Here is a 13300-nt window from a genome sequence, read left to right as displayed (position 1 = left end):
GGTTGTGCCTGACCCGATGCGGTTGTGGCGTGGACGTCGTCGGTGTCCTTCGGTCGCGACTAACCCAGGTGCCGCTCATCCGGGCCGTTGTAAGCGCTCAACGGCCGGATCAGCGCGTTGGAGGCCCGCTGCTCCATGATGTGGGCGGTCCAGCCGGTGATCCGGGAGGCCACGAACAACGGGGTGAAGATCTCGGTGTCGAAGCCCATCAGGTGGTACGCCGGGCCGGAGGGGTAGTCCAGGTTCGGCTTGATGTCCTTGCGGGAGGTCATCGCGTTCTCGAGGTTGTCATACATCGCGGCGATGTCCGGACGGTCGTAGTGCGCCACCAGGCTGTCCAGGGCTGCCTTCATGCTCGGCACCCGCGAATCGCCCTTCTTGTACACGCGGTGACCGAAGCCCATGATCTTGCGCTTCTCGGCCAGCGCCTGCTCCAACCACACCTCGGCGTTGTCCGCTTCGCCGATCTCGTCGAACACGTTCATCACCGCCTCGTTCGCCCCGCCGTGCAGCGGACCCTTGAGCGCACCGATCGCGGCCACCACCGCCGAGTACAGGTCGCTCAGGGTGGAGGTGACCACCCGGGCGGTGAAGGTGGAGGCGTTGAAGGAGTGCTCGGCGTACAGGATGAGGGAGACACGGAAGGCATCGACGACGACGTCGGCGGGCACCGATCCGAAGGTCATGTGCAGGAAGTTCTCGGCGTACCCCAGGTCCTCACGCGGGGGCACCAGGTCCTCGCCGCGCCGACGGCGCTGGTCATAGGCGACGACGGCGGGCAGCTGGGCGAGCAGCCGCACCGACTTGGTGAGGTCGGCGGCCTCGGAGTCGTCCCCGGCGTCGGGATCGTTGGCACCGACGACGCTGACGGCGGTGCGTACCACGTCCATCGGGTGTGCGGTGTGCGGGATGGAGTCGATCACGGACCGCACGTTGTCGGCCAGGGCGCGCTGGGAGCGCTCGGTGCGCTCGAAGTCGGCCAACTGCTCTTCGGTGGGCATCTCGCCGTGCCAGAGCAGGTAGGCGACCTGCTCGAAACTGCACTGCTCGGCCAGTTCCTGCACCGGGTAGCCGCGGTACAGCAGGGAGTTGGTGTCCGGGTTGACCTTGGAGATGGCGGTCTCGTCGACGTAGACGCCGGCCAGGCCCTTCTTGATCTCGGGGGCTTCGTTGCTCATGTTCACTCCTTCGTTGTGGCTTCGTCCCCGGCATCGCCGGGGGCCGTGCCGGTGGGGGAGGTACCGGGGGTCGGGGCGGGTGTGTAGGTGAAGACCGAGGCGTCGAACGCGTTGTAGGCCTCGTAGTCGATGAGTTCGTACAGGCGGGCACGGTGCTGCATCTGATCCACGACGCCGGCCAGGGTGCCCTGCGCCTGCAGGGTCTCCAGGCCCCGTTCGGCCGCGCCCATGGCAAGTCGCAGTAGCGACACAGGGTAGATGACGATGGCGATCCCGGCACCGGCGAGTTGGTCGCGGGTGAACAGTTCGGACTTGCCGAACTCGGTCATGTTCGCCAGCACCGGGACGTCGACGGCGGCGCGCACCGCCTCGAACTCGGCCAGGTCACGCATCGCCTCGGGGAAGATGGCGTCGGCCCCGGCGTCCACCAGGGCCTTGGCCCGGTCCTTGGCCGCGTCGAGACCCTCGACCGCGCGGATGTCGGTGCGGGCCATGATCAGCAGGTTGTCGTCGCGGCGGGCCTCGGCGGCGGCGCGGATCCGCTTGGTGGCCGTGGCGGCGTCCACGACCTGTTTACCGTCCAGGTGCCCGCACCGCTTGGGGTTGACCTGGTCCTCGATGTGCAGGCCCGCCACCCCGGCGTCCTCCAGGGCGTGTACGGTGCGGGCCACGTTCATCGGCTCGCCGAACCCGGTGTCGGCATCCACCAGGGCCGGCAGGTCGGTGACCCGCGCGATCTGCTGGGACCTGCCCGCGACCTCGGTCAGGGTGGTCAGACCGATGTCGGGCAGGCCCAGGTCGGCCGAGAGCACCGCCCCGGAGATGTAGACGCCGTCGAAGCCCTTGTCCTGGATGAGTTGGGCACTCAGCGGGTTGAACGCACCGGGGAAGCTGAGCAGGTCGCCGCCGGCGAGCCGCTCGCGGAGCCGCGCGCGCTTGACGTGCGCCGGTGTGGAGGCGTGCAACATCAGAAGATCCCGCCCGGGGCGCTCGCGCCGGCCAGCAGACCGGCCGGAGCGGTGATGGTCAACTCGCCCAACTCCGCTCCGCTCAGGTGCGGCAAGCGCTGGGCGACGTCCAGGAACCGCTCGATCTCGCCGTCGTCCAGTACACCCTGCGCCAGGCGGGAGAACTTGGCGACGTACTGCTCCCGGCCGAAGGGGCGGGCGCCGTAGGGGTGGGCATCGGCGACGGCGATCTCCTCCACGATCGTCGAGCCGTCGGTCAGGGTGATCTCCACCCGGCCACCGAAGGCCTTCTCATCGGGGTCCTTGGAGTGGTAGCGGCGGGTCCACTCGGGGTCCTCTGCGGTGGTGATCTTGTGCCACAGCGCGACGGTGTCCTCGCGGGCGGCGCGTTCGGGGGCGTAGGAACGGGCATGGTGCCAGGCGCCGTCCTGCAGGGCGACGGCGAAGATGTAGGGGATGGAGTGGTCCAGGGTCTCCCGGGAGGCGGTGGGGTCGTACTTCTCCGGGTCGCCTGAGCCGGATCCGATCACGTAGTGGGTGTGATGGGAGGTGTGAATCACGATGCCTGCGATGTTGGCAGCGCTGTCAGGGTCGCGGAGCTCGGGCCGCTCGTTGTGCAGTTTGCGGGCCAGGTCGATCAGCGCCTGGGACTGGTACTCCGCGGAGTGCTCCTTGGTGTAGGTGTCCAGGATGGCGCGTTTCGGTGCGCCGGCCGCCGGCAGCGGCACCCGGTAGTGCGCCTGCGGTCCGTCCAGCATCCAGGCGATCACGCCGTCCTCGCCCTCGTAGATCGGCTCGGGGGAGGTCTGCCCGCGCATGGCCCGGTCGACGGCCTCCACGGCCATCTTCCCGGCGAAGGCGGGGGCGTGGGCCTTCCAGGTGGAGATCTGGCCCTTGCGGGACTGCCGGGTGGCGGTGGTGGTGTGCAGCCCCTGGCCGACGGCCTGGAAGATCGTGGTGGCATCCAGACCGAGCAGGGTCCCGATGCCGGCCGCGGCCGAGGGGCCCAGGTGGGCGACGTGGTCGATCTTGTGCTCGTGCAGGCAGATCGCCCGCACCAGGTTCACCTGGATCTCATAGCCGGTGGCGATGCCGCGGATGAGCTCTGTGCCGGTGAGGCCCCGGGAGTCGGCCAGGTGCTGGGCGACGGCGAGGATCGCCGGGATGTTGTCGGCCGGGTGGGAGTAGTCGGCGGCCAGGAAGGTGTCGTGATAGTCCAGTTCGCGCACGGCCACACCGTTGGCCCAGGCGGCCCACTCGGGGCTGACGCGCTCGGACTGGTCCAGGCCGAACACGGTGGCACCGGGGTTGTAGGGGTGCGCCCGGGCCTGGGCCCGGGAGGCCACGGCCGGCGCGCGGGTCAACGAAGCGGTCGCGACGGCGGCGTTGTCGATGACCCGGTTGATGATCATGTCGGTGACCTCATCGGGAACCTCGACGGGGTCGGCGGCGACCTCGGCGATCTTCCAGGCGAGTTGGTCCTCGCGGGCCAACCCGTCGGCGCTGGGGTGGACCCGGACGTCGTGGGTCACCATGTCCGCGGAACTCATGTGGGGTGCTCCTCATCTGTGGTCGAGCGGTGCTAGAGGTCGAGCGGTGCTGCAGGTCAGGCGCTGGTGGCCGCGGGGGCCTCCTTGTCCAGGGCGATCAGGATGCTGGCCAGGCTCGCGCGCAGGTGGATGGCGGTGGCCTGTGCGGCCAGCGTGCCGTCACCGGCGGCGATCGCCTCGGCGATCATCCGGTGTTCCTGCGCCGCCTGCACCAGCCGCTGGTGGTCATCGCGGGAGAGCCGGCGAGCGCGCGCCACCTGCGAACGCAGGGAGACCAGGGCCCGCTGGATCGCGGGGCTGTGCATCGCCGCATCGAGCGCGCCGTCCAGGTCCGCGACCAGCCGGTAGTAGCCGGCATGCTCGGGATCCTGGGGGATGAGCAGTTCGGCGGCCTCGGCGAAGCGATCGGCCAGGGCGGTGAACACGGCGGGCTCCCCCCGCAGCGCCGCCAGCCGCGCCGCCTGGGTCTCGAGCGCCTCGCGCAGTTCGAACAGGTGCCGCACGTCCTCCGGCGAGATGGCCGAGACGGTGTAGGTGCGACCCTTGCCGACCACGCACAGCCCCTCGGCGCCCAGTCGTCTCAGGGCTTCGCGCAGCGGTGTGCGTGAGACCCCCAGCCGCCCGGCCTGGTCGACCTCACCCAGCGCGGTGCCCGGAGGCAGGTGGCCGGAGATGATGTCCTGGCGCAACTGCACGTAGGCGCGTTCGCTGGCGAGCATGGCTCCGACGATAGCCATTCGACTCGCCCTTGTATACATCAGACATGGAATCGGCACTCTCGCCTAGATTGATCGATCCTGATGCATACAACGATCGACCCTGCTCGGTCACCACCGTGCGTGGAGCCCCACCAAGCCGCGGCGCCCGGGGAACCGCCGTAGGCTACGCCGGATGAGCAGGAGCGATCGCCTGTACAGCGCGGTGGTCACACGCGACCCGGAGGCCGAAGCCGACCTGGACGACCAGGTCCGCGCCGACGTGCCGCGCAACGGGATCCGCCTCGTCGGTGCGCACGCGTTGCAGAGCAGCGGAGACCAGACCGTCAACGCTTCCACCGTGCTGCCGTGGCTGTTCCAGGCCATCGGGGTGCCTCCGGCGTTGACCGGTCTCCTGGTCCCGATCCGCGAGTCCGGTTCGATGCTGCCGCAGGCGATGCTCACCCCGCTCGTGCTGCGGGTGCGCAGGCGCACGCTGGTGTTCGTCACCGGTGCCCTGGTGCAGGCGGTCGCGGTGGCCGCGATGGCCTTGGTGGCCGCGATCGGCTCCGGCCTCGGTGCGGGGGTGGCGATCCTGGCCGCCCTGGCCGTCTTCTCCCTCGGGCGCTCGCTGACGTCGATGTCCTCCAAGGACGTCCAGGGCCGCACCCTGCCCAAGGGTCAACGCGGGCAGATCAACGGCCTGTCCACCACCGCCGCCGGAATCGTGGCGATCACGCTGGGGGCGGCGCTGCGGATCCTCGGCGGCGGGGAGTTGGGCGCCGGGCAGATCGCCTGGCTGCTCGGTGCCGGCGCGGTGCTGTGGGTACTGACCGCGCTCGTCTACGCCGGCATCCGCGAGCCCTACGACAAGCCGGACAAGGAAGCCGACGACGACGCGACCCAGGCGGCTGCGTCGCACGGGCAGGGCGCCACCACGGAGCCGGGTACCACCAGGAGCCCGGGTTGGCTGGTGGCCTCGGTGACGTTGCTGCGCGAGGACAAGCCGTTCCGGCACTTCGTCATCGTCCGCAGCCTGCTGCTGGTCTCCGCCCTCAGCCCACCCTTCCTGGTCTCCCTGGCGATGACCTCCGGGGCCGGGGAACTCAGCGGCCTGGGAGGCTTCATCATCGCCTCGGGACTGTCGGCGCTCCTGGGTGGGCCGGTGGCCGGGCGTCTGGCGGACCGCTCCAGCCGCAACCTGATGGCCGCCGGGGCCGGGATCGCCTCGGCACTGCTGATCGCCATCGTGGTGGCCACCCTGCTGCCGGGTTTCGACGGCGCCAGCGGGTGGGGCGTGGCACTGTTCGTGGGCTCCTATTTCGCCCTCACCCTCATCCATACCGGGGTGCGGGTGGGGCGCAAGACCTACCTGGTGGACATGGCCGAGGGCGATCAGCGCACCAAGTACGTGGCCGTGTCGAACTCGGCGATGGGCATCATCCTGCTGGTCGCCGGTGCCCTGAGTTCGGCGCTGTCCATCCTCGGAGTGCACTGGGCGCTGGTGTTCCTGGCCGGCCTCGGCGCCCTCGGCGTGCTGGCGGCCCGCCGCCTACCCGACGTCTCCGCCGGCTGACCCACCCCATCCACATCCCCTACCCCCGCGGCCATGGTCCGCGAGAGCACGGAACGAGGTCCGGTGACTGTAGCCTCCTTCCCATGGTGTCATCTCCCACCCACGGCGAGACTGCGAACATGATCGTTGTCGGCGGTGGGATCGTTGGCCTGGCCACGGCGCGAGAGGCGCTGCTGCGTCGTCCTGGCTCGGACGTCGTTGTGCTGGAGAAGGCCGACGACGTCGCCACCGCCCAGACCGGGCACAACTCTGGGGTGATCCACGCCGGGTTGTACTACTCGCCGGGATCGCTCAAGGCGCGACTGTGCAGGGCCGGAAGGGAACACACCATCCGGTTCTGCGACGAGCGCGGCATCGACTATCGCTCCATCGGCAAACTCGTGGTCGCCACTACTCCAGTTGAGGTGGACCGGATGCGTGGTCTGGCTCAACGTGCGAAGGCCAACGGCCTGGAACTCGAGGAGATCGAAGGCAGCCGGTTGGCCGAGATGGAGCCGAACGTCCGCGGCCTGGCTGCCCTGGTCTCACCGACCACCGGCGTCGTGGACTTCACTCGGGTTGCACGCGCCATGGCGGACCAGATCATCGAATTGGGCGGCCGGGTGGTGACCGGCGCCCAGGTGCAGCAGATCGCTGAACGACCCGACGTCGTCGTCGTCACTACTCAGACCGGGGAGTACCGCGGCGAGCGCCTGGTGGCCTGCGCCGGCTTGCAGGCCGACCGGCTGGCCCGCATGGGCGGGTTGGAAGTGGACTTCCGGATCGTGCCCTTCCGCGGTGAGTACTACCAGTTGCCCTCGCGACGCTCCGACGTCGTACGCCACTTGATCTACCCCGTACCGGACCCGGCACTGCCCTTCCTGGGGATCCACCTCAGCCCGACCATCGACGGACGGGTAACCGTGGGCCCCAACGCCGTCCTGGGTTTCGCCCGCGAAGGCTACCGGCGGGGTTCGGTGCAACTGGCAGACGTGGCTAGTTACGCATTCTTCCCGGGCATGTGGCGCTTCGCCGCCAAGTACGCACGCACAGGGATCACTGAGATGGGTAACTCCCTCTTCCGCCGCCGGTACCTAGAACTGGTCCGCAAGTACTGCCCGAGCATAGAGTTGACCGACCTCCAGCCACACCCGGCGGGGATCCGGGCCCAGGCCCTGCTACGCAGTGGGTCGATCGTGGACGACTTCCTGTTTCGCTCCACGCAGCGTCAACTCCATCTATGTAACGCACCCTCGCCGGCGGCGACCTCGGCGATCCCGATCGCCTCGCTTATCAATGATCGGCTCGAGACGACGGGCACGGAGCGGTGACTCGCCAGCGGAACGCTGCTCGGCGCGCTGGGCGTGCTGGCGGCCCAGCGCCCACCGACCTCTCCGCCGGCTGACCCACAACCCCCGGCTCCGCTGAGACCGCGTCAGGCGGGGTCGTGACCCAGGTGCACCAACTGGGCGCGCACGGTGGCCGTCGCCGCCAGGGCCAGGGTCTCCCCGAGGTCGCCGTAGACGGCGGTGACCACCTCGCTCGCGGTGCGGGCACCGGCGCGCACCGCGGCGTCCACCTGGTCCAACCGCTCACGCCGGTGCGCGAGCAAGGCGTTGAGGAAGTCCAGCGGCTCGGTCACCACCGGGCCGTGACCGGGGGCGATCGTGCGCACCACGCCCTCCCGTGCCAGCGAGATCAGCCGGGTCAGGGAGTCGAGGTAGTCACCGAGGTGACCCTCGGGCCAGGGCACCACCGACGTCCCCCGGCCCAGCACCGTGTCGCCGGTGAGCAGCACACCCTCCTCCGGGATCAGCAGGCACACCGAGTCCGCCGTGTGGCCCGGGGTGGCCAGCACCTCCAGGTTCCACCCGGCCGCCTGGATCCGCTCCCCCTCCCGCAGCGGCGAGTCCGAGTCGGCCCCGCGTACCGCCGAACCGGTCAGCGCGGTCCACTCCGCGACCGCGCCGGTGTGGTCCCGGTGATGGTGGGTCAGCAGCGTCAGCGCCACCGGCCCGGCCGCCTCGTGCACCACAGCGAGGTGCTGCGCCACCCCGGCCGGCCCGGGGTCGACGACGACGCCGCCCCCGGGCGCAGGACCGGGCGCCCGGAGCACCCAGGTGTTGGTGCCCTCCAGCGTCATCGGCCCCGGATTCGGCGCCAGGACCGCCCGGACCCCGGTGCCGGCAGCGCCACCGCGCCACGCCCTCGTCACGCCCGGCCCGCTTCCGGTGCGCACGCCACCGCAGGGCCCGGGCAGGCGCCGCCCGACGGCAGACCGCGGCCGGGTGCGGCTGCGCGCGATCGCCCCGCCACGTCGTCGGCCATCAGCCTCAGCGGGTGACCTTGCCGCTCATGGAGGCGATCGGGGACAGGAACACCGGCCGGGCCAGGACCCAACCGATGACGGTGACCACCAGTGAGGCGGCGAAGACGCCCAAGCCCACCCAGCTGACCTCGTCACGGGCGGCGTACATCACGTTCAGGTTCTGCAGCACACCGGTGGTCAGCACCAGCGTGACGTGCACGATGATGAAGAACACGAAGTACACCATCACCGCGAAGTGAACCTTGCGAGCCGCTTCGATCGGCACCAGTCTGCTCGCGCGCCACTCCGGCTTCCACGCCGGAGATATCCGCGCCCCGGTGATCGCCGCCAGCGGCGCAGCGATGAACACCGTGATGAAGTAGGCCAGCACCTGCAGCCCGTTATAGGCCGCCCACCCGCTATGACTGGGGATATCCAGGGACAGGTACTGCAGCGCGGCCGACAGCGCGTTGGGGAAGATCTCGAGGCTGGTGGGCACGATCCGCATCCAGTGCCCGGTGGCGAAGATCAGCACCGCGAACACCAGGCCGTTGAGGACCCAGAGCACATCCAGGCTCACGTGCAGCCACTTGTCCATGCTGATGCGCTGCGGGCGCTTACCCCACAGGAACCCGGGCTTCTTCGCCGTCCAGTGCGCCTTGGGACGCTGGGTGGTGCGGATCAACCACCCGGTGCGGATGATCAGCACGATCAGGAACATGTTCAGGAAGTGCTGCCAGCCCACCCAGCCCGGGATACCCACCGGAGCGGCCTCCGGCTGGGGAGCATCCCCGCCGTACGTGGCGATGAAGGACTCCACCCCCGCCATCCCCCGCAGCCACCGGGCCAGCAGCACCACCACCACCAGCACCACCAGGGCAGCCGGGATCGCGATCGCCAACTGCTTGCCCCGGCTGCGTTGCCGACCGGTCGTGCTCATCGTGTTCTCCTCCTGGGCCACGGGCCGGTGAGTCGCCCTCGCTGACCCACCGGCCACCATCATGCCGCCTGCTTCGCAGTCCGCGCTGACTTCCGAACGCGCGCCGGCGCCGTCACTGCGTGCGGTGACGCTCCAACGCCTCCAGGAACTGCGGGACCACCTCGAACAGGTCGCCCACCACACCGAAGTCGGCCAGTTCGAAGATGCCCGACTCCGGGTCGCTGTCGACCGCCACGATCGTCTTGGAGGTCTGCATGCCCGAACGGTGCTGGATCGCACCGGAGATGCCCAGCGCGATATACAGCTTCGGGGACACGGTGGTCCCGGTCTGGCCGACCTGCGCCGAGTTCGCCACGTAGCCGGCATCGACCGCCGCACGGGAGGCACCCACGGCGGCGCCGAGGGCGTCGGCCAACTGCTCCACCAGGGCGAAGTTCTCCTTCGATCCGACGCCGCGGCCACCGGCCACCACCACGTCGGCGGCGCGCAGGTCGGGGCGCTCGGTCGCCGCGGTGGCCTCACGCAGGTTCGCCACCGGCGCCCCGTGGCCGGCCTCGACCGACCCGCGGGTCACCGCCGGCTCGGCGGCCGGCGCGGCGCCGGAGATCGCGCCCTCACGCACGGCGATCACCGCCAGTGGGCCCTCGATGGTGGACTCCACGTCCCACTCGCCACCGAAGACCGAGTGCGTGAGCACGAGTTGCTCGTTCTGGGTACGCAGCCCGGTCACGTCCACCGCCAGGCCGGCACCGGTGCGCATCGCGAACCGGGCACCCGCCTCACGGGGCTCCAGCGCATCGGGCACCAGGACCACCGCCGGGTCGTACTGGCCGGCGGCCTGCTCCAGCGCCGCCACCATCGGGCCCACCAGGACCGAACCGACCCCGTCGGACTCGGCAAGGTGCACATGGGCGGCACCCAGGGACCCGAGTCGTGCCACCAACGCGTCACCGGCCCCCGGCGCCGCGGCCACCACCGCGACGGGGGTGCCCAGATCGGCAGCGGCCTTCAGCAACGGCCCGGCCGATGCTGCGACATCCCCGGTCGGGGAGAGGTCGACCAATACAAGAACGTTCGCCATGGATCCTCCCTCAGACCAGGTTCTCTTGGGACAGGTACTCGAACAGCTTCTGCCCGCCGTCGCCCTCATCGACCACCTTGACGCCGGCCTCCCGGGCCGGGCGTTGGGCGGCGGACAGCACCGAGGTGCGGGTGACCGCCTGCTCGGGCAGCCCGGCGATGTCGCCCAGGGACAGCGCCTGGGTGGGCTTCTTGCGGGCCCTCATGATGCCCCGGAAGTTCGGGAACCGGCCCTCCGGGGTGCGCTCGGTCACCGAGATCACTGCCGGCAGGTCCGCGCGCACCTCGGCCACGCCGCCGGTCGCCTCGCGCTCACCGGAGACGCCCTGCGCGGTGATGCTCACCGAGTCCAGGTGGGTCAGGTGCGGCACACCCAGCGCTTCGGCCACCATCGCCGGGACCACGCCACCGCCACCGTCGGTGGACACGTCGCCGGCGATCACCAGATCGAAGCCGACCTGCTTGATCGCCGCCGCGAGCACCCCGCTGGTGCGGACCATGTCCGCGCCGACCAGGCCGTCGTCCTTGACGTGCACGGCGGAGTCGGCGCCCATCGCCAGACCCTTGCGCAGCGACTCCTTGGCCGCCTCTGGCCCCATCGTCATCACCACGACCTCGGCGTCGGCGCCGTCCTTGTAGACCAGCGCGGCCTCGATGGCCCGCTCGCCGACCTCGTCGATCACCGCCTCGCTGGCTCCGCGGTCCACCCGCCCGGTCTGGGGGTCGAGCCTGCGCTGGCCCCAGGTGTCCGGAACGTTCTTGATCAGAACGACAATCTTCATTGGCTCCATCCATCCATTCCCTCGACCTCGTGCATGTGCTGGGTGACCGTCACCGTGCTCCTGCGCCTCCGCCGGTGCGGCGCGCGGCGGGCCACCTCGGTTCAGTCCGGTACCGGTTGAACCCACCGCGCTCCCGGGCGGAGCGCGGCGACGCTCATCTCCTGGACTTCTTCAGCAACTCCCTGGCCATGACCACCCGCTGGATCTGGTTGGTGCCTTCGTAGATCTGGGTGATCTTGGCATCGCGCATCATCCGCTCCACAGGATAGTCCCGCGTGTACCCGTAGCCACCGAGCAACTGCACCGCGTCGGTGGTCACCTCCATCGCCACGTCGGAGGCGAAGGCCTTGGCGGCCGCCCCGAAGAAGGGCAGGTCGGGGGCCTCGATCTCGGCCTTGCCCGCGGCGGCGTAGGTGAGCTGGCGGGCCGCCTCGACCTTCATGCCCATGTCGGCGAGCATGAACTGCAGACCCTGGAACTCCGCGATCGGGCGGCCGAACTGCTGGCGTTCCTGGACGTAACCCAGGGCCAGGTCAAGGGCGCCCTGGGCGATCCCCACGGCCTGGGCGGCGATCCCCACCCGGGTGTGGTCCAGCACCCGCATGGCCAGCACGAAGCCGGCGCCCTCCGGCCCGATGATCCGGTCCGCCGGGATGTGCACGTTGTCCAGGTACACCTCGCGGGTGGGCGAGCCCTTGATGCCCATCTTCTTCTCCGGGGCACCGAAGGAGACACCCTCATCGGACTTCTCCACCACGAACGCCGAGTGGCGCTGGTGCCGGGAGGTGGGGTCGGTGACGGCAAGCACGGTGTAGTAGTCCGAGACGCCGGCGTTGGTGATCCAACGCTTGACCCCGTTCAGAACCCAACTGCCGTCCTCCTGCTTCACCGCGGTGGTCTTCATCGAGGCGGCGTCGGAACCGGCGTCCGGCTCGGACAGGCAGTAGGAGAACATCGCCTCACCGCTGGCCACCGGCGGCAGGTACTTCTGCTTCAGCTCCTCCGAGCCGGCCAGGATGAGCGCGAGGCTGCCGAGTTTGTTCACGCCCGGGATCAGCGAGGCCGAGGCATCCACGCGGGCCACCTCCTCCACCACGATGCAGGCCGCCAGCGCATCGGCGCCCTGGCCGCCGTAGGCCTCCGGGATGTGCGGGGCCATGAAGTCGGTGGCGGTGAGCGCCTCCCGCGCCTCGGCGGGGAACTCGCTGTTCTCATCCGCCTTCGCGGCGTGCGGGGCGATCTTGGTCTCACAGATGTCGCGCAGTGCCGCGCGTAGTTCGACGTACTCCTCCGGCAGCACGAATGCCGGATTCGGTGCGAATGCCGTGTCAGTCATCGGATCTTCCTCCTGGTCGTCCTCGTCCGGCGCGCCCGCGCTGGTACGCAGTTCCATATTGACGGTACCATGTTCCAACTACACGTGGTAGTGCGCATGAGGAGGATGGATGAGCGAGCCGAACCCCCAACGTGAGCGAGTCATCGAGGCGGCGTTCCAGCTCTTCGCCGAACGCGGGTACGAAGGCACGACGGTGGAGGACATCGCCGCCCGGGCCGGGGTGGGCCGGACCACCTTCTTCCGGTTGTTCCGCACCAAGGAGTCGGTGGTCTTCCCCGCCCACGAGCATCTGCTCGCCGCGATCGAGGCCCGCCTGGCCACCGCCACCCCGAGCACCGGCAAGGTGGCCCTGACCGAGGCCTCCGGGCTGGTGCTGAACCATTACCTGGGTGAGGGTGAGCGGGCCCGGCAGCGCTATGGCCTGACCCGGCAGGTCGAGGCGCTCCGGGAGCGTGAGCGCGCCAGCATCCACCAGTACGAGCGGCTGTTCAAGCGCTTCATCCACCAGTGGTGGGGCGGGGACCTGACGTCACTGTTGCGGGCCGAACTCACCGCCAACGCGGTGGTGACCGCACACAACCACGTGCTGCGGGCGTGGCTGCGCGGCTCGATCAGCGCCGAGGAGGCGTTGCCCTGGTTCCGCGAGGTGATCGCCGAACTGGACTCCATGCTCGTGTGGTACGGCGAGCACGGCGACATGGCCGGCGGCGGGCAGCAGATCGGCAGCACGGCCAGCGCGAGCCCCGGCCCGGCGGATGCAGCCGGCGGAGATGCCGACGGCGGTACGCACGGTGTCCCAGCGAGCGAGCCCGACCCGGCGGTGATCGTGATCCGCGACGCGGCCCGCCTGGAGGAACTCCTCCCCCGGATCCAGCGAATGCTCTCCTAGCCCCCGAGCCGGCCGGTTT

General features: G+C 70.0%; 12 protein-coding genes. 3 read left to right on the top strand and 9 right to left on the bottom strand.

Going from position 1 to position 13300, the window contains the following annotated elements; all coding sequences use genetic code 11:
- Positions 1-59 precede the first annotated feature (59 nt).
- The 4 genes from ACPL7H_RS03420 to ACPL7H_RS03405 form a co-directional block, all read right to left on the bottom strand.
- Positions 60-1178, bottom strand: coding sequence for a bifunctional 2-methylcitrate synthase/citrate synthase (locus tag ACPL7H_RS03420; RefSeq protein WP_424787126.1), 1119 nt, complete (start codon positions 1176-1178; stop codon positions 60-62).
- Between the two features lie 2 nt (positions 1179-1180).
- Positions 1181-2146 carry a methylisocitrate lyase gene (prpB, locus tag ACPL7H_RS03415; RefSeq protein WP_424795697.1) on the bottom strand — a complete coding sequence of 322 codons (966 nt, stop codon included), beginning with the start codon at positions 2144-2146 and terminating at the stop codon, positions 1181-1183.
- Positions 2146-3681 carry an MmgE/PrpD family protein gene (locus ACPL7H_RS03410; protein WP_424795795.1) on the bottom strand — a complete coding sequence of 512 codons (1536 nt, stop codon included), beginning with the start codon at positions 3679-3681 and terminating at the stop codon, positions 2146-2148. Before ACPL7H_RS03410 ends, prpB begins: the two co-directional genes overlap by 1 nt.
- 71 nt (positions 3682-3752) lie before the next feature.
- Positions 3753-4433 carry a GntR family transcriptional regulator gene (locus ACPL7H_RS03405; protein WP_424795696.1) on the bottom strand — a complete coding sequence of 227 codons (681 nt, stop codon included), beginning with the start codon at positions 4431-4433 and terminating at the stop codon, positions 3753-3755.
- Positions 4434-4587: 154 nt separating this feature from the next.
- On the opposite strand from ACPL7H_RS03405, the gene ACPL7H_RS03400 reads away from it, so the two are divergent.
- Positions 4588-5967, top strand: a complete 1380-nt coding sequence (locus ACPL7H_RS03400; protein ID WP_424795695.1) for an MFS transporter — start codon at positions 4588-4590, stop codon at positions 5965-5967.
- 83 nt (positions 5968-6050) lie between these two features.
- Positions 6051-7277: an L-2-hydroxyglutarate oxidase gene (lhgO, locus tag ACPL7H_RS03395; RefSeq protein WP_424795694.1), complete on the top strand. Its 1227-nt coding sequence runs from the start codon at positions 6051-6053 to the stop codon at positions 7275-7277.
- A 104-nt stretch (positions 7278-7381) separates the two neighbouring features.
- Here the strand turns inward: lhgO and ACPL7H_RS03390 are convergent, their stop codons facing one another.
- The 5 genes from ACPL7H_RS03390 to ACPL7H_RS03370 all read right to left on the bottom strand — a co-directional run bounded on the left by ACPL7H_RS03390 (position 7382) and on the right by ACPL7H_RS03370 (position 12392).
- Positions 7382-8185 carry an MBL fold metallo-hydrolase gene (locus tag ACPL7H_RS03390; protein WP_424795693.1) on the bottom strand — a complete coding sequence of 268 codons (804 nt, stop codon included), beginning with the start codon at positions 8183-8185 and terminating at the stop codon, positions 7382-7384.
- A gap of 94 nt (positions 8186-8279) precedes the next feature.
- A complete protein-coding gene (locus ACPL7H_RS03385) occupies positions 8280-9194 on the bottom strand; it encodes a cytochrome b/b6 domain-containing protein (protein ID WP_424795692.1) in 915 nt (304 codons plus the stop codon).
- A 112-nt stretch (positions 9195-9306) separates the two neighbouring features.
- Positions 9307-10275, bottom strand: coding sequence for an electron transfer flavoprotein subunit alpha/FixB family protein (locus ACPL7H_RS03380; protein WP_424787133.1), 969 nt, complete (start codon positions 10273-10275; stop codon positions 9307-9309).
- A gap of 10 nt (positions 10276-10285) precedes the next feature.
- The gene (locus ACPL7H_RS03375) at positions 10286-11056 is read right to left on the bottom strand and encodes an electron transfer flavoprotein subunit beta/FixA family protein (protein WP_424795691.1); all 771 of its coding nucleotides are present in this window, start codon (positions 11054-11056) and stop codon (positions 10286-10288) included.
- A 154-nt stretch (positions 11057-11210) separates the two neighbouring features.
- Positions 11211-12392: an acyl-CoA dehydrogenase family protein gene (locus ACPL7H_RS03370; RefSeq protein ID WP_424795690.1), complete on the bottom strand. Its 1182-nt coding sequence runs from the start codon at positions 12390-12392 to the stop codon at positions 11211-11213.
- A gap of 109 nt (positions 12393-12501) precedes the next feature.
- On the opposite strand from ACPL7H_RS03370, the gene ACPL7H_RS03365 reads away from it, so the two are divergent.
- Positions 12502-13281 carry a TetR/AcrR family transcriptional regulator gene (locus ACPL7H_RS03365; RefSeq protein WP_424795689.1) on the top strand — a complete coding sequence of 260 codons (780 nt, stop codon included), beginning with the start codon at positions 12502-12504 and terminating at the stop codon, positions 13279-13281.
- The last annotated feature ends 19 nt before the right edge of the window (positions 13282-13300 follow it).

Origin of the sequence: Pseudactinotalea sp. Z1732, assembly GCF_049724975.1 — a bacterium.
In the GTDB taxonomy this organism is placed as follows: Bacteria; Actinomycetota; Actinomycetes; order Actinomycetales; family Beutenbergiaceae; genus CALKWS01.
The sequence above is the reverse complement of the archived record's forward strand: the minus strand, read 5'-3'. Positions and strand labels throughout refer to the sequence as shown.